At 71.3% G+C, this 20,113-nt stretch carries 19 protein-coding genes; 8 read left to right on the top strand and 11 right to left on the bottom strand.

The genetic code is table 11. The features are described from left to right. The first annotated feature begins 203 nt into the window (after positions 1-203). A complete protein-coding gene (locus ACH427_RS30870; protein ID WP_398874870.1) occupies positions 204-788 on the top strand; it encodes a TerD family protein in 585 nt (194 codons plus the stop codon). Positions 789-928: 140 nt separating this feature from the next. Here the strand turns inward: ACH427_RS30870 and ACH427_RS30865 are convergent, their stop codons facing one another. Genes ACH427_RS30865 through ACH427_RS30845 form a run of 5 tightly spaced genes read right to left on the bottom strand, consistent with a single transcriptional unit; the run spans position 929 to position 4,482 of the window. Further along, on the bottom strand, positions 929-1,183 hold the full coding sequence (locus tag ACH427_RS30865; protein WP_398874868.1) for a hypothetical protein: 255 nt from the start codon (positions 1,181-1,183) through the stop codon (positions 929-931). Next, complete coding sequence (locus ACH427_RS30860) at positions 1,180-1,587, bottom strand: beta-ketoacyl synthase N-terminal-like domain-containing protein (protein ID WP_398874875.1); 408 nt, start codon at positions 1,585-1,587, stop codon at positions 1,180-1,182. Before ACH427_RS30860 ends, ACH427_RS30865 begins: the two co-directional genes overlap by 4 nt. Before the next feature lie 2 nt (positions 1,588-1,589). Further along, positions 1,590-1,838, bottom strand: a complete 249-nt coding sequence (locus tag ACH427_RS30855) for a hypothetical protein (protein ID WP_398874866.1) — start codon at positions 1,836-1,838, stop codon at positions 1,590-1,592. A 6-nt stretch (positions 1,839-1,844) separates the two neighbouring features. Beyond that, the gene (locus ACH427_RS30850) at positions 1,845-2,768 is read right to left on the bottom strand and encodes a fumarylacetoacetate hydrolase family protein (RefSeq protein ID WP_398874864.1); all 924 of its coding nucleotides are present in this window, start codon (positions 2,766-2,768) and stop codon (positions 1,845-1,847) included. 28 nt (positions 2,769-2,796) lie between these two features. Further along, complete coding sequence (locus tag ACH427_RS30845; protein ID WP_398874862.1) at positions 2,797-4,482, bottom strand: alpha-keto acid decarboxylase family protein; 1,686 nt, start codon at positions 4,480-4,482, stop codon at positions 2,797-2,799. 84 nt (positions 4,483-4,566) lie between these two features. Here ACH427_RS30845 and ACH427_RS30840 point away from each other — a divergent pair, with 84 nt between their 5' ends. Further along, the gene (locus tag ACH427_RS30840) at positions 4,567-5,073 is read left to right on the top strand and encodes a MarR family winged helix-turn-helix transcriptional regulator (protein ID WP_398874860.1); all 507 of its coding nucleotides are present in this window, start codon (positions 4,567-4,569) and stop codon (positions 5,071-5,073) included. 468 nt (positions 5,074-5,541) lie between these two features. On the opposite strand, the gene ACH427_RS30835 is transcribed toward ACH427_RS30840, so the two are convergent. Then, positions 5,542-6,417 carry a GNAT family N-acetyltransferase gene (locus tag ACH427_RS30835; RefSeq protein WP_398874858.1) on the bottom strand — a complete coding sequence of 292 codons (876 nt, stop codon included), beginning with the start codon at positions 6,415-6,417 and terminating at the stop codon, positions 5,542-5,544. Between the two features lie 314 nt (positions 6,418-6,731). Here ACH427_RS30835 and ACH427_RS30830 point away from each other — a divergent pair, with 314 nt between their 5' ends. Continuing rightward, positions 6,732-7,175 carry an RpiB/LacA/LacB family sugar-phosphate isomerase gene (locus ACH427_RS30830; protein WP_398874874.1) on the top strand — a complete coding sequence of 148 codons (444 nt, stop codon included), beginning with the start codon at positions 6,732-6,734 and terminating at the stop codon, positions 7,173-7,175. Positions 7,176-7,265: 90 nt separating this feature from the next. Here ACH427_RS30830 and ACH427_RS30825 read toward each other — a convergent pair whose 3' ends face one another. Further along, the gene (locus tag ACH427_RS30825) at positions 7,266-8,045 is read right to left on the bottom strand and encodes a DeoR/GlpR family DNA-binding transcription regulator (protein WP_398874856.1); all 780 of its coding nucleotides are present in this window, start codon (positions 8,043-8,045) and stop codon (positions 7,266-7,268) included. A gap of 303 nt (positions 8,046-8,348) precedes the next feature. Between ACH427_RS30825 and ACH427_RS30820 the strand changes: the two genes are divergently transcribed. The 5 genes from ACH427_RS30820 (at position 8,349) to ACH427_RS30800 (ending at position 15,110) form a co-directional block, all read left to right on the top strand. Then, positions 8,349-9,908 carry an FGGY family carbohydrate kinase gene (locus ACH427_RS30820; RefSeq protein ID WP_398874854.1) on the top strand — a complete coding sequence of 520 codons (1,560 nt, stop codon included), beginning with the start codon at positions 8,349-8,351 and terminating at the stop codon, positions 9,906-9,908. Then, positions 9,901-11,388 (top strand): FGGY-family carbohydrate kinase, encoded by a 1,488-nt coding sequence (locus ACH427_RS30815; RefSeq protein WP_398874852.1) that lies wholly within the window; start codon positions 9,901-9,903, stop codon positions 11,386-11,388. The genes ACH427_RS30820 and ACH427_RS30815 overlap by 8 nt, the downstream gene beginning before the upstream one ends. Continuing rightward, positions 11,385-12,056, top strand: coding sequence for a histidine phosphatase family protein (locus ACH427_RS30810; RefSeq protein WP_398874851.1), 672 nt, complete (start codon positions 11,385-11,387; stop codon positions 12,054-12,056). Before ACH427_RS30815 ends, ACH427_RS30810 begins: the two co-directional genes overlap by 4 nt. After that, positions 12,053-13,090, top strand: coding sequence for a 2-hydroxyacid dehydrogenase (locus ACH427_RS30805; RefSeq protein ID WP_398874850.1), 1,038 nt, complete (start codon positions 12,053-12,055; stop codon positions 13,088-13,090). The genes ACH427_RS30810 and ACH427_RS30805 overlap by 4 nt, the downstream gene beginning before the upstream one ends. A gap of 547 nt (positions 13,091-13,637) precedes the next feature. Beyond that, positions 13,638-15,110, top strand: coding sequence for a UDP-N-acetylmuramoyl-L-alanyl-D-glutamate--2,6-diaminopimelate ligase (locus ACH427_RS30800; protein WP_398874849.1), 1,473 nt, complete (start codon positions 13,638-13,640; stop codon positions 15,108-15,110). Positions 15,111-15,539: 429 nt separating this feature from the next. On the opposite strand, the gene ACH427_RS30795 is transcribed toward ACH427_RS30800, so the two are convergent. From ACH427_RS30795 to ACH427_RS30780, 4 genes are all read right to left on the bottom strand, one after another. Then, on the bottom strand, positions 15,540-16,301 hold the full coding sequence (locus ACH427_RS30795; RefSeq protein WP_398874848.1) for an SDR family NAD(P)-dependent oxidoreductase: 762 nt from the start codon (positions 16,299-16,301) through the stop codon (positions 15,540-15,542). 214 nt (positions 16,302-16,515) lie between these two features. Continuing rightward, positions 16,516-16,755, bottom strand: a complete 240-nt coding sequence (locus ACH427_RS30790) for an acyl carrier protein (RefSeq protein WP_398874847.1) — start codon at positions 16,753-16,755, stop codon at positions 16,516-16,518. A 95-nt stretch (positions 16,756-16,850) separates the two neighbouring features. Further along, on the bottom strand, positions 16,851-18,146 hold the full coding sequence (locus ACH427_RS30785; protein WP_398874845.1) for an aminotransferase class I/II-fold pyridoxal phosphate-dependent enzyme: 1,296 nt from the start codon (positions 18,144-18,146) through the stop codon (positions 16,851-16,853). Next, positions 18,143-20,113, bottom strand: a complete 1,971-nt coding sequence (locus tag ACH427_RS30780; protein ID WP_398874843.1) for a condensation domain-containing protein — start codon at positions 20,111-20,113, stop codon at positions 18,143-18,145. Before ACH427_RS30780 ends, ACH427_RS30785 begins: the two co-directional genes overlap by 4 nt.

Raw genomic sequence — 20,113 nt, 5'->3', positions numbered from 1 at the left:
ACAAGCGTGACTACATCTTCCACGGCACCCTGGCCACCGCCGCCATCGTCATCTGGCTCCGCGACCTCGTCAAAGAGCCATCAGACACTACCTAGGGGTGGGATCGCGGTGAAGTCGTCGGGGGCCCGGTCGGCTGTCCCGGCCTGGGGAAGCGTCAGGCACACTGCATGGGTAGCTATCTGACTACTCATGAGGATTTGGCCATGATTACGCTGACGAAGGAAGACGGCCCGGCGGATCTGGGTGGGGTGACCCATCTGTCCATCGGCGTGTCCTGGGATCCCACCGCGGGCAGCAGCGGCGGGCTGATGGGGAAGCTCCGGCGGAAGGCCGGTACCGACCTCGACCTGATCGCTGTCGCGATGCAGGGAGCGGATCCGGTGCGCCTCGCCGGTCTTGACTCCCTGGACCCGATGGGCAACGGCTCGCTGGTGCACAGCGGGGACAACCAGACCGGCCGCGGTGACGGTGACGACGAGACGGTGACCGTGGAGTTCGGCCGGGTGCCGTCCAACGTCACGGCCATCGTGTTCATCGCCGCCGCCTACAAGAAGCAGAGCTCCTTCCAGAAGGCGCGGAACATCAGCTTCAAGGTGTACGACGCGACGGGTGGCAGCAGCCAGCAGGTCGCCGACATCTGGCCAAGTCTGCTCACCACCGACAACGGCTGTGCTGTGGCCAAGGCGGTGCGGGACGGCGGGGGCTGGAAGCTTCAGGTGATCAATGAGACCGGAAAGATCAAGCAAGGAGATGAGCATGCCCTGATGCGCTTCGCCATCAGCAAGTAGCGAAGCCCGGGTAGGCGCGGTCTTCGTCACGCTCCGGTGCGGGCCGTGCCCGCGCCGGAGAGGCGACGCGCGCCACCGCCTGGCTCGGTCAAGGGCTCAGGGACCCGCGTCATGTCTCGCCCGGTAGCCGCCGAGCGGGACTACGCGGTGGCGGGCCGCAGGGCCAGTACGGCGTTGTGGCCCCCGAAACCACAGGAGTTGCTCAGCGCGAGGCTGATGCGCTGTGGTCGGGGCCTTGCGCGGACCAGGTCGAGCGGTGCTGTGCCGGGATCCGTCCGGTGGAAGTTGGCGGCCGGCGGCACCACTTGGTGCTCGATGGTGAGGGCGGTGCGCGCGGCCTCGATGGCCCCGGCCGCTCCCATGGTGTGCCCGACGACGCCCTTGGCCGCGGTCACCGAGGGAGGGCTCTCGGGGAAGTCGGTGCAGCACGGCGGCTTCGGTACAGGCGTTGAGCGGTGTGCTGGGGCTCGTCGTCGCGCCGGGAGAGGGCTCTCATCCGGGCGAACGCGGTGGTGCACAGGGGAGTGATCATGGCGTCGGCGCCGCCGGCGATGTCACAGGCACCGCTGTGCAGCATCGTGGCGGCGGTGATGATGCCGGTGGAGCCGGAGCCGCAGGCGGTGGCCGTATGGAGGGCGGCCCCCTTCGCCCCCAGCGCGATGGCCAGCTGACCGGCCGCCATAATGGGCAGGAAGGCGGGCAGGGTATGCGGTGAGAGGGACCGGGTCCCCGAGCTCAGGAATTTGCGGTGCTGTGTTTCGTGCGTCCCGATCCCGCCGGCCGCGGAGCCGAGGACCACAGTCACCCGCGTGCCGTCGCGTCGACGTACGCGGCCAGTACAGGGTCGTATATGTCCAGGTCACCGGCGGCCATTCCGCCGCCGTGTGCGTAGAGGACGGCGGAACCGGGGGAAGTGTCGTTCTTCGTGTACCAGCGCAGGCCGATCGGTGTGCCGTCCCGTGCTGTGGCGGTGAGTGAGGCGGCATGCGCGTGGGGGGAGGCGCCGGGAGGGGGAGTGCATGTGTCAGGGCGGCCGGCATCTGGCTGCATGGTTCGTCACTTCTCTGCGCGGTGCGGCCCGCTTCCGGTGGGTCGGCTGATGGTGTGTGGGTTCAGGGCCGGTGCGGACGGCGAGTTGTCACCGGTCGAGGGGCCGACGGTGTTGGTGAGGGTGCCGATGCCTTCGATGGTGACGGCGACGGTCTGGCGGGGCTGTAGGTAGTCGCCGGTTTCGTGGCCGACACCGGCGGGGGTACCGGTGAAGAAGATGTCGCCGCTGTGGAGGCTGGTGCGGGCGTCGGCGTAGGCGAGGAGTTCGCCGGTGCCCCAGAGCATGCTGGAGGTACGGTCCTTCTGCCGCTGCTCGCCGTTCACGGTGAGGCCGATGGCCAGGTCGGGGTGGGTGTCACCGAATTCGTCGCGGGTGACGATCCACGGGCCCACGGCGGTGGTGTGGTCCAGGACCTTGCCGGAGAAGAGGTCGATGCCGGTGAGTGCCCCGCCGAATTGGAGGTCGCGGGCGGAGACGTCGTTGCCCATGGTGTAACCGAGCACGTTCTTGAGGGGGTTGGCGGGGTCGGTGACGCGGGTGGAGCCGATGACGGCGACGAGTTCGGCCTCGTAGTCGAGTGCGCTGGTCACGGCTGGGTAGGCGATCTCGTCGCCGGGGCCGATCATCGCCTCGTAGGGCTTGAGGAAGGCCGTGGGCTCGTCCGGGACCTTCAGGCCGAGCCGTTCCAGGTGGGCGGCGTAGGTGGCACCGGCACAGACGACCTTCGCACCGGGCTCGATCGGGGCGAGTAGCCGCAGACTGTGCAGGGAGCGCTGGAGGCCGCCCCAGGGCGGGGTGGCGGTGGGGTCGGCGGTCAGGGCCGGGGCCCAGTCCGCGAACGCGCCCGCAAGTGGGCGGGCGGAGTCGTCCCCGGGGTGGACGACGGCCCAGAAGCTGGTGGTTCCGTCGGTGCAGCGTGCGATCTTCATCGTGATCCTCCGTTCGGTCTGTCCGTGGTCAGTAAGCGTTCTGGGAGGCGAGACGCTCACAGAGCGCGTTGAGCAGCTGGGGGGCGTCCTGGCGGTCGAGTACGGCCTCGACCAGGGACAGGCGGCCCTCACGGTGCGCGGCGGCGGCGCGCGTGAGAGCCCCGTTCAGCTCCTCGGCCGTGGTGACCCGGTCGGTGACCGCGCGGTCCCCGGCGCCGAAGGCGGCCGGCAGGGCGGTGTAGTCCCAGGCGGCGACGTCGTTGTAGGTGGCCTCAGGGCCGTGGATGGCGCGCTCGACGGTGTAGCCGTCGTTGTTCAGCACGAGCACCACGGGGGCGGCGCCGTGGCGTGCGGCGGTGCCGATGGCCTGGGCCGTGAGCTGGAGCGCGCCGTCACCGATGACCAGGACGCAGCGGCGTCCGGGGGCGGCGAGCTGGGCGCCGAAGGCGGCGGGCAGGGAGTAGCCGATCGAGGCCCACAGGGTCTGGCAGATGAACCGCACCCCGGCGGGCAGGCGCAGTTCCTGGGCGCCGAACGAGGCGGTGCCGAGGTCGGCGATGAGGATGTCGCCGGGCTCCAGGGCGGCGGAGAGCCGCTGCCAGAAGGCTTTCTGGGTCAGCGGGCCGCCACCATCGGCAGTGACCGGGGAGGACTCGCGGGCCGGGGTGGGGCGGGCTTCGGGGCGCAGACCGGGGCGTGCACGCAGGAGCCGTGTCAGACCGTCCAGGGCCCGGGCCAGAGGCAGGTGGTCGTAGCGGGTGGGGCCGGCCTCGGCGTGATCGGGGTGCAGGGCGATGGTGGGTGTGGCGTCGAAATGATGGGTGAATCCGCCGGTGTCGATGTCGGTGATCTCGGCGCCGGCCAGGATCAGGCACTCGGTGTCCTCCACCGCCTTCCGCGTGCTCTCGTCACTGAGGGCGCCGGTGTAGATGCCGGCGAAGGCCGGGCCGGTCTCGTCGACGGTGCTCTTGCCCAGGGAGAACGCGGCGGTCCTCATGCCTGTGCCGCCCGCCTCGACGAGGCCGGCGAGGGCGGTGCGCAGGTGGCAACGGTCGATGTGGTGTCCGGCCAGCACCGTGACGGTACGGGCGGGGCCGAGGAGGCGGGCGCAGTGTGCGAGGAATTCCTCCAGGCGTGCTGGGTCCGCAGCGGCGTCGCCAGCGGCGGGCAAGGGGCTGGCCGGGGCGGGGCAGGGGGCGGTGACCACATCGGTGGGAAGGTTGATGTGGACGGGACGCTTGTGGTGCATGAGCTCGCCCAGGACGCGGTCGATCTCCGGTGCGGCGTTGTCGGCGGTCAGCGTGGTGTGGGCGACGGTGATCTCCGCGAACATGCGGGAAAAGTGCTGGTAGTCGCCGTCCCCGAGGGTGTGGTGGAGCGGCTTGCCCGAGGCTGCCGCGCCGGTGGCGGGCATGCCGCTGATCGCGACGACGGGGACCGATTCGGCGTAGCTGCCGGCGACGGCGTTGACCAGGGAAAGCTCCCCGACACCGAAGGTGGACAGGACCGCCCCGGCGCCGCGGACGCGGGCGTAACCGTCGGCCGCGTATCCGGCGTTGAGCTCGTTGCAGTTCCCGACCCAGGTCATGCCCTTGGCCGCGGTGACCTGGTCGAGGAATCCGAGGTTGAAGTCCCCGGGGACTCCGAAGATGTGGTCGATTCCCAGTTCGGCCAGTCGGTTCAGAAGGTATTCGGCGACGGTGGGTGTCGTCATGACAAGCGCCTTTCCTCAGGAACAATAGGTCAGGATGCTTGACCTACCTCTTTCACGGTACGCCCGCCCGTAGGATGGGTCAACATGACTGACCTGTTGAGGCCGGATGCCTACGACCGCGACTTCGCGCTCTTCTACGCCGCCCACCGGCGCCACAACCGCGAGGCCGACCGGATCCTCACCGAACACGGCATGGGCCGTGCCCACCACCGCATCCTCTTCTTCCTCGCCACCACACCCGGCATGAGCGTCGGCGAACTGCGCACTACCCTCGAACTCAGCAAACAGGCCCTCAACCCACCCCTGCGCACCCTCCTCAACGACGGCTGGGTGGAAGCGACCCCGTCGCCCGCCGACCGTCGCCGCAAACAGCTCCGCCTCACACCCCAGGGCCGCGAACTGGAGAAACGCCTGCGCGACGCCAAGCTGGCACCCTTCGCCGCAGCCCTCGCAGCAGCCGGCCCACAGGCCGCCGCAGGCTGGCGCACGATCATGACCACCATCGCGAGCGACGGCCTGGCAACCCTCCCGCCCACTCTCCGAGGCGCGGCCGACGCACCGGACGCGACTGGCGGGACACGTGAGGACTGAGCGCTGGTGCGGGCCGCCGCACACCCATGGCCCCTGCTACAGCCCCGGGCCCGGCGGCCAGCGCGTGGCCCCCGTGGCGGACCGCGTGAGTGCGAAGCCCGCGGAACGCGGGGTGACCGTGCGCTGGAGGCGGCGGGTCAGGTCTTCGCGACGAGTTCCGGTATCGGTGCTTTGGGCTGCGTTCCCCCCCCAAGCCGGTGGGCCACGGAGGTCCTGTCGTAGCCGTGCGTCGAACGACACGAGGAGTGCGACCGGCGTATGACGGCGTGGGCGCCGTGGGCGGCGGATCGGTTATCTGCGCATGAGTGGGACGCAGGGCAACGAGTACGTCTCGGGGGCATAAACCCTCCGAACTCCGCCCTGACGAGGCCGGGTAACGTCACGGCCGCTGTTCCGTGTTCCCGGCAGGCGCGTGCTGACGGGGCCCGGCCTCGTGGTGTGAACTCTCGGAGGGAATAGGCGCGAAGCTCAGCCGAGTGGGCCGGCGTAGGTGACGAACTTCCGGTCCACCGTGAAGCCCACATCCTGATAAAGCCCCAGTGCGCCGGTCGCGCTGGCGGTGTCCACGACGAGTTCCGCCCGGTCGTATCCGAGGCGCCGCGCCTCGCCGAGGGTGTGCGCCAGCAAGGTGCGGGCCGCGCCCCGTCCCCGATGGGCCGGCAGGGTGCCGAGGAAGGCCACGGTGCACGTCCGCTGTCCGGTGGCGGCGGTATCGGCGGCGTACTCGTCCGCCAGGAGGTATGCCGCCACCTGGCCGTCGGCATCGAGCAGGAGGGCGGACAGCTCTTCCCGGAACGAACCGGATCCCGTCGCCCAGAAGCGCCAATCGGTCTCGTCGGTCCCGGTGAAGTCCCAGTGGTCCTTGAACGCTTCGTTGTGAGCGAGGCGGGTCGCTTCGTCGTACGCCATCCGGAAGGGCACCAGCCGCAGGCCCTCGGGAGGGACGGTGTTCTGCGCTGTGCCGGCGCGCACGTCGTACGTCATGCTGAACCAGTACCGGCAGGGAGCGAACCCCGTGCTCTCCGCCAGGGCCGTCAGGCCGGTGTTCGCGGCCACTCCGGAAAGCAGCAGCTCTCCCGGTGCATCGCAGTGGCGCTCCGTATGTACCGCACGCGCACGCGTCCGCATCCACCGGACCAACTGTGTCCCCAGTCCCCGGTGCCGCCAGTCGGGATCGACCGCGGCGGCGGTCTCGAAACGCATCACGTCCCGCACTCGCTCCGGGGGGTAGACCATCGCGTACGCCACCAGTCGTGCGTCGTGCCAGACACCGGCCGTATCGCGCTCCGCGTCGAGTTTCGGGTCGGCGAGTGTCTCGCGGACATCTGTCTCATCGACGTGCATGCCCGTGTCGTCCGCACGCTCGGCCTTCTCACGCAGGCTCGTGAGAGCAGGGATGTCTGCCGTCCTGAGGGGTCGCATCATGAAATCCACACCGAAGCGTACATACACCGCGAGTGTGGGCGCCTCCCCATTTTCACCTCCCCGCTCAAGGCGCTTCTCACGCCGGAGGAGCGGTCGGTTCCACCGAGTCGTCCCGGGTACGTCCTGACAGGGCGCCGCTCCTGTCGCTTGCCCACGGGTGGTCTCGGCGAGTAGCTCGCGAGGTGGTTTCCTTGACGTATCGGATCTATTGGAACGAGGGCGTCATGGCGAATCTGCGGATCTCCGTTTCCGCCGACTGGGACAAGGGTGTGGCCCGTCAGCTCGTGGAGGAGTTGGGCCGCCGTGGGCATGAGGTGATCACTCATGGCGTGCTGGGACCGGAGGGGGAGGGCGACTGGGCGTTCTGCACAGAGGCCGCCGCCCGGGACGTGGCCGAAGGACGGGCCGATCAGGCTGTGGTGTGCTGCTGGACCGGCACCGGTGCCAGCATCGCGGCGAACAAGGTCTCCGGCGTACGCGCCGCCCTGTGCACGGATGCCTACACGGCCAGTGGTGCCCGCCGCTGGAACGACGCGAATGTCCTGGCCCTGGGCCTGCGGCTGACCTCGGCCGCGATGCTTGAGGAGATCCTGGACGCGTGGTTCGACACCGTCCCGAGCCAGGACCACACCGACCGGCGGAACATCCAGCACCTGGAGGGCATCGCCCAGGCGTGACCGGGCTCTTCTCCCGGTTCCGGCGGGGTGCGGCAGCACGAGAGCATGCCCCCGTGGGCCCTTGCCCGCCGCACCCGCCCCGGGGCGCCGTCACATGTGCGGCACCAGCATGACGTCGGCCCCGCTCTGCCTGAGCGCCCGCAACTCCTCGCCCGGCAGCCCGTCATCGACGACCACCAGGTCGAACGCGTCGAGCGGCGCGAGTGCGTAGAGGCCCTCCTTGGCGAACTTCGTATGGTCGACCACCAGGACCGTGCGCGCCGCGCTCTCCATCATCGCGCGCTTGACCTGGGTGGTCTCCGGAGAGGTGTGGTAGCAGCGGCCGTTGGTGACCGCAGTGGTCGACAGGAAGAGCACGTCGGCCCGGAAGGCCCGGACGCTGTCCGCCGTGTGCAGGCCCATGAACGCGTCGTAGGCGGGGAAGTACGTGCCTCCCAGCGCGATCAGGGAGATGCCCGGCTCTTTCGCCAGTGTGGTGATCGCCGGCAGCGAGTTGGTGATGACGGTGAGCGGGGCGTGGTCCGCGAACCGGTGGGTGAGCATCAGGCACGTCGTGCTGTCGTCGACCAGCACCGTCTGCCCGGGAACCAGCAGGGTGGCCGCCGCCCGGGCCAGCGCCTGTTTGGTCCGCGCCATGCTCGTCATGCGTTCGCTGACACTGCCGTGGAACTGTGCCGACGGCAGCGTCGTCGCCCCGCCGCGCACCTTGCGCAGCCAGCCCTGTGCCTGGAGAGCGTCCAGGTCGCGGTGGACGGTCATCAGGCTGACGCCGAATTGCTCGGCCAACTCCGACGCCCGCACGAAACCTCCGCTGACGACGGCCTCACGGATCTGGCGGCGCCTGTCCTCCCGGATGTCGGTCCTGTCCATTTCCTTACCCCAGCGGTCTTCCTGTGTGATGTTGTCGCGTTATTTTCTCACAGATATCACACCGTTGGTGAGGGCCCTTCGCCCTGTTCCCCGAGCCTCCCGCCTGCGAATGCGCGCCATGCCACACGGAGACGACAGTCCCCGCTGCGAACATGTCAGAGCCCGTTGACGCTGTTTCCGGCCGGGAGTTGCATGGATTTCACACAGGACGGCCACGGATCCGGACGCCACCGCGCGTCGCTCCGTCACGAGGAGAAAGGGAGCTTCGATGAGGAACGCTCCTGAGGGACGGTGAACCCCGCCATGTCGGTACTCGCCGTCGACGTCGGCACCACGATGATCAAGGCGGTCGTCCTCGACGACCGGGGCAAGGAAATGGCCATCGCCCGCCAGGCCACCGCCGTGCACCGCCCGTACCCGGGCTGGGCCGAACAGGACATGGACGCCGTGTGGGACGCCGTGGTCACCACCGTCCGCAGCGTGCTGTCGGAGTCGGCGGACCCGGTGCGGATGCTCGCCTTCACGGCCCAGGGGGACGGCGTCTGGCTCGTGGACGCCGGTGGCCGGCCCACCGGACCCGCCGTCCTGTGGTCCGACGGCCGGGCGGGCGGCATCGTCCGCCGCTGGCAGGCCGAGGGCGTCCTGGACGAGGCGTTCCGCCGCAACGGTTCCCTCACCTGCACGGGCATGCCCAACGCGATCCTCAGCTGGTTCGCCGCGCACGACCCCGACCGGCTGGAACGCTCCCGCTCCGCGCTCACCGCCGCCGGCTGGCTCTTCCTCCGCCTCACCGGCGCCAAGGCCGTGGACGAGTCCGACGCCTCCGCGCCCTTCCTCGACCACACCACCGGCGACTACGACCCCGCCCTCGTCGGCCTCTTCGGCCTCGGCGCGCTCCGCGGGCTGCTGCCCGAAGTCCTGGGGGAGCGGGAGCGCATCGCTCAGCTGACCACCGAGGCGGCCGGACTCCTCGGCCTGCCCACCGGCCTGCCCGTCGTCATGGCCCCCTACGACATCGCCTCCACCGCGCGCGGCGTCGGCGTCATCGACCCCGGCCAGGCCTGCGGGATCCTCGGCACCACCCTGTGCACGGAGATCGTCCGCGAGACCGTGGACACCACCGGCGCACCGTGCGGCGTCACCATCGCCGGCCATGGCGACGGGAACGTCCTGCGCGCCTTCCCCACCCTCAACGGCGTGGAAGTGCTGGACTGGGCCGCGCGCACCCTGGGCCTGTCCGGCCCTCCGGAGCTCGCACAGCTGGCCTTCCGCTCCCAACCCGCGGGAGATGGGCTGATGTTCCTGCCCTACCTCTCCCCGGCGGGCGAACGGGCCCCCTTCCTCGACCCGGGCGCCCGCGGCACGTTCTGGGGCCTGTCCCTGGAACACACCCGCGCCGACCTGGCTCGCGCTGTCTTCGACGGACTGTCGCTCGCGCTGCGCGACTCCCTCGCCGCGTCCGGCGCGGACGCCACCGAGCTGCGCCTGTGCGGCGGCGGTGCCAACAGCGACGCCTGGTGCCGGCTGATCGCCGATGTCACGGGCGTGCCCACCGCCCGGTCCGCCGACACCGAACTCGGCGCCAAGGGCGCCTTCCTGACCGCCCTCGTGCTCTCCGGCGACCAGCCCGACCTGCACAGCGCCGTCGCCGCCTCCGTGCACATGCGGGACAGCTGGGAACCCGACCCGCCCCGCGCCCGGCGCTACGCCGGCCTGTACGAGGACTTCCTCCACTGGCGCTCGCTCGCCCGTGACGCCGGATGGCAGCCCCGGACCACGGCCCGGCGCACCGCGCCCGCGCGGCCGCCCGTCCCCCGTCAGCACCCGCCCGTCGGCGCGACCCCGGGAGGCTGCCGTGCCTGACCGCCCCGGCACCGATGCCGTCTGGCTCGGCCTCGACCTCGGCACCCAGAGCGCCCGCTGCGTCGCCGTGGACGGCGGCGGCCACGTCCTCGCGGCCGCCGCCCGCCCCCTCGAAAGCCACCGCGACGGCGAGCGCCACGAGCAGGACCCGGAACAGTGGTGGAGCGCACTGGCCACCGCCTGCCGCGAGGCACTGGCCGGTATCGCGCCCGAGCGCGTCCGCGGCCTGGCCGTCGACGGCACCTCCGGCACCGTCCTCCTCGCCGACGCCCGCGGCACCCCGCTCACCCCCGGCCTGATGTACGACGACGGGCGCGCCGCCGAACAGGCCGTACGGGCCAACGCCGTCGGGGAGCCGGTCTGGAAGGAGCTCGGCTACCGCAGCATGCAGACCTCCTGGGCCCTCCCGAAACTGCTGTGGCTGCTGGACCACGGGGACGCCCCTTCCGGAGCCCGGCTCCTGCACCAAGTGGACCTCATCACCTGGCGCCTGACAGGGCAACAGGTGCCCACCGACGCCAGTCACGCCCTCAAGACCGGCTACCACCTCGTCCAGGAGCGATGGCCGAGCGAGGAACTGGCCGGCCTCCAGGTCCCGTCGGGCCTCCTGCCCGACGTCGTACGCCCCGGAAACCCGCTCGGCACTGTGTGCGCCGACGCGGCCCGGACCACTGGCATCCCCGAAGGAACCGTCGTCGTCGCCGGCATGACCGATGGGTGCGCCGCGCAGATCGCCGCCGGAGCCGTGCGGCCGGGTGCGTGGAACTCCGTGCTCGGCACCACCCTCGTCCTCAAGGGCACCAGTCCGCACCTGGTCCGCGACCCGGCCGGCGTCGTCTACTGCCACCGGGGACCGGACGGGCAGTGGCTGCCCGGCGGTGCCTCCGGCAGCGGTGCCGGGGTCCTCTCCCGGCACTTCGACCGCACGGAACTCGCCCCCCTGACCCGTCAGGCCGAGGGCAAGGACTGGGACGCGGTCGCCTACCCGCTCGTGTCCGCCGGAGGAGAACGCTTCCCCTTCCGGGCACCGGACGCCGAACCCTTCCTCCTCGGCGAAACCCCCACCCGCGCCCAGGAGTTTCACGCCTGTCTCCTCGGGGTCGCCTGCGTCGAGCGGCTGTGTTTCGACTACCTCGACCACCTGGGCGCACCCGTGGACGGCCCGCTGACCTTCACCGGCGGTGCCACCCGCAACCCGTACTGGAACCGGCTGCGCGCCGAAGTGCTGGGCCGTACGGTCCGGCTGCCCGTCCAGGCCGAGAGCGCCGTCGGCATGGCGGTGCTGGCCGCCACCTCCGGCGGCGCCACGCTCCAGGAGGCTATCGCCCGCATGGTCCGCCTGGGCGAGGAGATCGTCCCGGCCCCGGCGCGCACCGCCCACCACCTCCCCGCCTACCTCCGGTTCATCGACCGGCTCACGCACCGCGGCTGGCTGGATGCGGCCGTGGCGGAACACGCCCGCAGGAGAGCAGCACCATGACCGACTTCATCCTCGTACGCCACGGCGAGACCAGCTGGCACGCGGAGAACCGCTACGCCGGGCGCACCGACATCGCCCTCACCGCGCGCGGTCGCGAGCAGGCCGCGGCCCTGGCCGGCTGGTCCCGCACCGCGGACCTGACGGAGGTGTGGAGCTCGCCGCTCTCCCGCGCGCGGTTCACCGCCGCCCCCGCCGCGCAGGCGTGCGGCCTCCCGCACCGCGTCGACGAGCGGCTGCGTGAACTCGACTTCGGCAAGGCCGAGGGGATGACCCGGGCCGAGATGCGCGAGGCGTTCCCGGACCGGCTCGACGCCTTCCTCACCGACCCCGACGCCCACCACCTTCCCGGGGGCGAGTCCCCCCAGCACGCCGCGGACCGGGCGTCCGCCTGCCTCACCGACATCGCCGTCACGCATCCGGAGGGCAGGATCCTCGTGGTCGCGCACTCGACGCTCCTGCGTCTCCTCCTCTGCCGTTACCTGGGCCTGCCGCTCCGCGCGTACCGCGGAACCTTCCCGCGACTGCCCAACACCGCCCTCACCGGACTTCGGCTGACGGGCGCGGGCGCCTCCCTCCTCTATCTCAACGTGCCGCTCCCGGCCCGCCCCGAGGCCCGGGACCCCGACGGCCGCGACCGCCCCCTCACCACGGAAAAGAGCCACGCATGAACACCCCCATACTCGCCGCGGGCGATCACTTCGTCCTCCCGGGCCTGCTGACCGACGCCCTCCGGCAGGCCACCGGCGGCGCGGTGGAGGTCCGTGAACACACGCTCCCCTGGCCGCACACCCCCTTCGGCCAAGTCGCCGAAGTCCACGAGGCGTCGGGGACCGAGGACGAAATCATCGAGGCCCTGCGGGGCGTGAGGATCTGCGTCACCCAGCTCGCCCCGCTCACCGAACGCATCCTGGAGAACTGCCCCGACCTCGAACTCTTCTGCGTCAGCCGCGGCGGCCCCGTCAACGCCGACCTCGAAGCGGCCACCCGGCACGGCGTCGCCGTCTGCTACGCACCGGGCCGCAACGCCACCGCAACCGCCGAGCACACGCTCACCCTGCTGCTCGCCGCCGCCCGCGGCGTCGGCGACGCCCACACCGACCTGCGCAAGGGCATCTGGCGGGGCGACTACTTCGACTACGACAAGTGCGGCATCGAGGTCGAGGGCTGCACCGTCGGCCTGGTCGGCTACGGAGCCGTGGGCAGCCGGGTCGCCAAGGTCCTGGCCGCCATGGGCGCCCACGTACTCGTCCACGACCCCTACGTCGACGCGCGAGCCCTGCGGGGCATCGCCGAACCGGTCCCCCTGGACGAGCTCCTCACCCGCTCCCGCATCCTCTCCCTCCACGCCCGCGTCACCGACGAGACGAGGGGCATGATCGGCCGTGACCAGATCGCCGCGATGCCGCGCGGCTCCGTCCTCGTGAACTGCGCCCGCGGCGCCCTGCTCGACTACGACGCCGTATGCGACGCCCTGGACACCGGACAGCTCGCCGGAGCCGGCCTCGACGTCTTCCCCGAGGAACCCCTCCCCGCCGGCTCCCGTCTGCTGACCACCCCCGGCGTGGTCCTCACCCCGCACATCGCGGGCGGCAGCCGGCAGGTCGCCCACAAGGCCGCGGCCATCGTCGCCGCCGAGGTCGGCCGGCACCTGCGCGGCGAGCCGCTCGCCCACTGCGCGAACCCGGAGGTGCTGCGGCGGTGAAGCGGGGTCGCCTGGTGGCGACCGCCTCGCGGGCGGGAGACCTGCGGCGGGACCCGCCGCGTACCCCCCTCGGCTCCGACGCGCGAACATTCCCGCACTCTCCGTCCGTACGGGTGGCACGCACCGTGCCCGGCGCCGCATACACTGCGAGGGTGTCGGGCAGGTCCCTGCTCCGCCCGGTCACCTGAACACAGCCTTCGAGGCCGGACCAGCGGGTCCGGTCGCCCGGAATCCGGTCGGCCCAGGAAAGGGTTTTGGCCCGGAGCCGGTCGCGAGGTGCGTCAGGTAGCGGTGCCCGGCCGGTCCGGCCCTTCGGCTCGCACGCAGATATCCCCCTGTGGGGCCCGCTCGCCCGCACGACGCCGCCGACGTCCCGGCCCTCACCGCACGTGCCTCGCGCCGCGCCGGAGGGGGGGCACTCGGCCGGTCAGCACGGCTCCGGCGCCGCTGAGGCCGTGGTCAACAACGCGGTTCCGGTTCGCCGTCACCCCTGTCGCAAGGCCGGGACACGCGCAGTGCGCCGCCGACCGCCTCCGAGGGGACAGCTGTGAAACTGAGCGCACTGCTCGACGGGCAGGACCACCACGTACTCCAGGGCAGCCTGAAGACGCCCATCACCGCGGACATGACGTTCGACGCCCACCGGGTGACGCCCGGCGCCCTGTACATCGCGGTCCCAGGGCATGGGGAAGGTGGCCCCGGACGCATCGAACAGGCGGTGCGAGAGGGAGCGGCCGCCGTACTGACCACCGGCGACGTCCCGTTGCCGGTGCTGCCCAGGGGGCTGTGCGTGGTGCGGGTCGCGGACATCCGGGCGGTCACCGCTGTCGCGGCGTCCCGCTACCACGGCGACCCGAGCGGTGCCATGGACGTCGTCGCGATCACGGGGACGAACGGCAAGACCTCCGTCTCCTACATGGTCGAGTCGATCCTGCGGACCGCCGAATCCGCGCGAGTCGGCGTCATCGGCACCTCGGGCAGCCGCATCGGCGGACAGCGGATCGCCATGCCGCGGTCGGTGCTCACCACCCCGAACTCGCCGGATCTGCAGTACCTGCTGGGCCTTATGCGCGACCGGCGCACGGGAACGGTGGTCCTGGAGGCCACGTCCATGGGCCTGTTGGAGCGGCGGCTGGACCATGTGGCCGTCGATGTAGGCGTCTTCACCAACCTGACCCCGGACCACCTCGACGACCACGGCACCATGGAAAGCTACAAGAACGCCAAGCTGAGGCTCTTCGACGGGCTGTGCGGCCGCGCGGTGGTCAACGCCGACGACCCTGTCTGCGCCGACATCCTGGCCCTGATGCCCGGCGCGACAACCACGTATGCCCTGGACGCGCCCGCCGACTACCGTGCCACTGACCTCACCGTGGACGCCGCGGGGTGCCGCTTCACCCTCCACCACGACGGGCGCAAATATCCCGCGGCCATCCCGGTACCGGGCCGCTTCTCCGTCGCGAACGCGCTCGCCGCCCTCGCGGCGTGCCACCTGCTCGGCCATGAGCTCCCGGCTCTCGTCGACGCCCTGGACCGGATGGCGCCCACCCCCGGCCGGTTCGAGCGCTACCGCACCCCGCGGGGCGTCCACGTGATCGTGGATTACGCGCACTCCGCGGACTCCCTGGAGAAGGTCCTGGCCACGGTCCGCGGCTTCGCGACCGGCCGGGTGATCACCGTCTTCGGCTGCGGCGGCGACCGGGACACCACCAAGCGCGCCCCGATGGGCGCGATCGCGGGGAACTACTCCGACCTGTGCGTCGTCACCTCGGACAACCCGCGCGACGAGGACCCTGAGGCCATCCTGGACCAGATCACGCCGGGCCTCGTGCTCTCCGGGACCCCCTTCCACCGGGTGACCGACCGGCGCGAGGCCATCCGGTACGCGCTGACCGCCGCGCGACCGGACGACATCGTGCTCGTCGCGGGCAAGGGCAGCGAGCCCCACCAGATCATCGGCGACCGCCTGCTCTCCTTCGACGACCTGACGGTGGTTCACGAACTCGCCGCACGGATGTGACCACGCGCCCGCGCGCGTGACCGCTGCCGGTGGCTTCTGCGGCGCCGTCTCCTGACGGCTCGGGTCCGCGGCGCGGAACGGCTTGCCGGCCGAAGCGGCTCGCGCGCTGGAGAGTGCCGGCACCCTTGCGCGACGAGGGAACGCCGGCGAAAGCGGGGTGCTCCAGGAGCAGGGTGCCGACGCCTCGGTGGTGCCACTCGTCGGCGGCGGACAAGGTGCTCTCGGCCCGGCCCGGAACCGCTGGCTCTGCGTGGTACTCGGCGATGCCGAGGATCTCGTCGCCCGTCCCGTCCTCCGGCGTGATCCGCCGGACCCGTGTGACCGTGCCGTCCGTACGGTCATGACCGCGTCGCTCACTGATCGACAACATGGACACATCCGCTCGCGGATTCAGGTGGGATGTGCTGCTCGGGTCCACGCCGCGTGTCACTACGCGATGTGCGTGCCCCCATCGACCGTGAGGGTGGTGCCGGTGATGTAGGACGCCGCGTCGGAGACGAGGAAGACCAGTGCCGCGGCGAGTTCCTCGGGCTGTCCGACGCGGCCCGAGAGCACCCGCGGCATCATCGCCTCGAGGTAGCCATCGGCGTAGCCGTCGGTCATCGCGGAGGTGAAGAGGCCCGGCGCGAGGGCGTTCACGCGGATCCCCTTGCTGGGGGTCCACTGCTGGGCGAGATCACGCGTGAGCCCGAGGATCCCGGCCTTCGACGCCGAGTAGGCGGCCTGTGGCAGACCGCCCGTGACCAGCGCGAGGATGCTCGATACGTTGACGATGGCACTGCCGGGCAGCATCACCGCGCCCGCGGCCTGGGCCATCCAGTAGGAGCCGTTGAGATTGATGTCGATGACCTCGCGGAACTGCTCCGGTGTCTCCTCCGTAGCGGGGTGTTCACTGCTGATCCCGGCGTTGTTGACAAGGATGTCCACCCGCCCGAACGCGTGCACGGCCGCGGCGACCAGCGCACGGCAGTCCTCCGGCTCGGCGACGTCGGTAGGCACGGCGACGGCCCGGCGGCCGCGCCTCTCGACGGCCGTGCGCACGGCTTCCAGCCTCTCGGCGCGCCGGGCCCCGAGCACGACATCGGCGCCGGCCTCGGCCAGCGCGGTGGCGAAGACGACACCCAGCCCGGAGGAGGCCCCGGTGACCACGGCGACGCGACCGTCGAGCCGGAAGCGATCGAGGACGCTCATGGCCGCTTGACCCTGGGGGGAACCATCGCACGCACGGCACACCTCTCGAAGAGAGTCTCGTTCGACGCGGAGGAACGGTCCGGTGACCGGCCGGGCCTTCGTCGATGACTTACGCACCGCGCGCATCGTGCTTCGCGTACGGCCAGGACAGGTGAACAGCTGACGACGGCGCGCACGCGCCGAGCGGTGCCACGGCTGGGCCACCCGGCGGCGGTCACCGGTGGTCGGCGACGTAGCTCACCAGGTCGCCGACGGTTCGCAACTCCGCGACCTGGCCGTCGGGGAAGCTCACCGCGAACCTGTCCTCGACCGCCACGGTGATCTCCACTATCGACAGGGAGTCGATGTCGAGATCGTCGCTGAGGGACTTCTCGGTGGTCACCTCGGAGGAGTCGACTCCGGCGACCTCTTCGACAATCTTGGCAATGGCGTTGAGAATGTCGGCATTGCTCACCACCGGCTCCTCCTTGATGGAATGGGCCGGCTGAGCCGGCCACCGTACGTGGTCCACACGGATTGCCGCCGCGATCGGCGGGCCCGTCTGGTCGGTCATGCCCGTCGGCCATCGGCCGGGGTGGCGAACCGCGGCGGGGACGTCAGAGACCCGAGGCGCCGCCGGTAGGCGAGGAGAGTGCGCAGGAAGCCGTCCATCTGTTCCTCGGTGTGGCCCGCGTGCGGGAACAAGCGCAGTAGCGCCTGGTTGCGTGAGACGGCTGGGTAGGAGAAGACGGGTACGAGGTAGCCGTCCTCCACGAACCACTCCCGCATCTGCAGGGCGGCGGCGTCGTTCCCGATCGGCACCGAGAGCATGTACGACTCGGTCGGCGTCGTCGGTGTGCCGGCCTCGTGCATCTGTCGGCGGAGTCGGGCGGCATGCGTCAGGTAGTCGTCGACGATTCCCGGATTGGCGGCGAGGACATCGATCGTGCGCTTGGCGGTGTAGGCGGTGGGTGGCTGGATGGCGGCCGTGAACATCGAGGTGCCGGAGAGAAGTTCGAAGGCGTCGATGGCCACCGCCGGCCCGGCGATCGCGCCGCCTTCCAGACCGATGGCCTTCGACAGCGACACCATGACGAAGTCGGCCCGCTCCCGGATCGCGGCCGCCTCGCGGGCGTACGGACGGTTCTCGGGCCCGTAGACCATGAAGCCGTTCGCGTCGTCGATCATGCTGATGGCGCCGTGCCGGTCGCACTCGTCGAGAATCTCCACGATCGGCCCCATGCTGCCGTCGGCCGAATAGATGCTCTCGGCGATCACCACGGTCTTGCGGGCCGGGACCCGGTCCAGGACGCGTGCCAGGTCGGAGACGTCGTTGTGCCGGAAGGCGTGGACGCCGCGGCCGTAGCCAAGCCCCTGGAGCCCCTTCCAGATACTCCAGTGGACGTCACGGTCGACGACGAAAACGGTGTCGTGATTGCGTACTTCGATCCCGGCGTCGAAGTGCGCTGAACTGCTCATGGCGTTGATGAACCCGATATTGGCCAACAGCCCCGTGGCGAAGCTGATGGCCCGCTCCTTGCCGGTGTGGCGGGCGATCGTCTCCTCCAGCACCTGGTGCGGACGGCAGATCCCCTGGGTCATCCTGGATCCGCTCGTGCTCAACCCGTGGGCGCGCGCGCCCTCCGCGAAATGACGTCGTACCGGGACGTGGCGCTCCAGATCGAGGAAGCTGATACTGGCGAAGTTCACCAGTTCGCGGCCGTTGCGGACGATGGTCGGCCCGACGGGACCGTCCACCACCGGCGGGCGGTATGCCGTGTCGTGGGTGTTCGCCTCGACGAAAGCGGCGAAGGCCCAGGGGGCCAGGCGGTCCCCGGACGGTGCGGGGGTTGGGGGCGCGGTCACGGTGAGGTTTCTCCTCCATCATGGGCGCGAGGCGGTAAGGGCTCCAGGGCTGCCGCGAGGTGGCCGAGCGAGGCCGTTCCGGCCAGTTCGTCCGACGCGATGCCGGTGAAGCCGGACCGGTGAAGCAGCGCCAGTAGACGAGGGACGGCGACCAGCGTGACTCCGTGGTCGGCGAGGCAACGGTTCATGTCCACGGCACCAGGGCCCTCGAAGGAGCCGGCCGGCGGGCCGGCGGAGCCGACAGCCGCCACGGCGGCGGCCAGAGCCCGTTCGGCGCCCGTCGCGGGCGGGCGCGAGAGGATCCGCGGGGTTTCCGTGCCGCCGGTGACGGGGCGGGACCGTTCGGGGGGACGGCCGGAACCGGGGCCGTCCGGGGAGAGGACGTAGCGGTCCGGGGCCAGGATGCCGGGCACTTCGCCGAGGTGGTCCAGGACGTGGCGGTGCAGGTCGCCGGAGGTGACGCCAGGGGCGATGCGGGCGTGCGCGACGAGGTGCGGTTCGCCGCCTTCCCCCGCGGTGCCCCTGCTGGGCGCCACCGTCACGTCGAGCACTCCGGGATGGCCGCGTAGCACGTCTTCGACCTTGGCCAGGCACACCCATCCCCGCGGGGCGCGCCACCAGCCGGCGGCGGCCGGTGTGAGCGAGTGTGCCGGAACCGGGCACTCGGCACCATCGGCGAGCGCGCGCAGGAGACCGCACAAACGGGCGGGCAGCGCCATGGCCTGCCCGGCGTCGAGCAGGTGATCCCCGACGGTGACATCGAGGGTGACGACCCCCGCGTCGAGGCCGAGGTCGACGTAGAGCGTGTCGCAGGGCTCGTCGGGCGCGCTGCGGATCCATGTGGCGGCCCTGTCCGGCGGAGTGTTCCGCGCGGGGACGAGGTAGTCGCGTGGCCACGAATAGCAGTTGTACTCGATGGTGGGTACGGTCACGACACCCCGGCCGCGGTCCATGCGCGCCTGGGCGGCGACCAGTTCCGCGGGGCGCCACTGACCGTGCCGGTAGGCCGCGGCGGAAGCGGCGGCGACCGAGGCGACCACCTCGCCGAACGCCGCGCCCGGGCGGAGATCGATCTGCACCGGAACCGTCAGGGCCCGGACGCCGATGCTGCTCCGCAGAGCGGCCCGGGCTCGGTTGGAGACCACCACTGACGCGAGGAACCGGTGTTCGCCGGTGTGGGTGGCGACGTCGTGGGCCAGCGCCGCGAGCACAACGACCTCCGGGCTGACCTGATGACGCCGGGCGACGCGGTCGAGGTCGTCGTACGCGTCCGCCGAGCGGTGCTGGAGGCGGTGGCGCCCGTCGCCGTGGCCGGTCCCGCCGAACGGGGCCAGCACGCCGGTGGGGTTGCCCGCGAGACGCGTGAGCCACTCACGCTCTGCCGCGCGGGCGCGTTCAGGGGGCTGGGCGGCGACCGTGTCGAGCGGGTGCGTGGGCGCCTCCGCCGGTACGTCGCCGCCGCGCAGTTGATCGTGCAGTTGGCTGATCAGCACCGCCAGCCCCCAACCGTCGATCACGACGTGGTGGGCGGCTATCAGCACCGCGCGCGGCTGTCCCGCCTCGAGCAGCACCCTGGCGAGCCAGGGCGGATCGCGCTCGGGGTCGATCGGGCGGGCGGCCAGCGCCGCTGTGGCGGCCTCCACGGTGTCGGTGTCGACGACGGGGAGATCGACGTGGTCGACAGGCAGCGGGGCCCAGTCCGCGCGGTGGACGTGCTGTATCGGGCGGAGCGGGTCGACAGTGGTGCGCAGTGCCTCGTGGCGGACGGTGAGGGACGCGAGCGCCACGTGGATGTCGGCGAGGGTCGCCGGGGGCGGGACGTGGCAGTGGTCGGCGAGCGGTGTCGGATTCACCCGCCGTGGAGAGGGAATGGTGCGTTCGAACCAGTGCCACTCCTGGACCCAGGTGAGCGGCCCGCTGCGGGTGACGGTGGCGGGGCCCGGTGTCGGTCCCGGAAGGTGAGGCAC

It is taken from the genome of Streptomyces sp. NPDC020379 (genome assembly GCF_044387105.1).
Lineage (GTDB): Bacteria > Actinomycetota > Actinomycetes > Streptomycetales > Streptomycetaceae > Streptomyces.
Note: the sequence above shows the minus strand (reverse complement) of the source record. Positions and strands in the feature narration are given on the sequence as shown.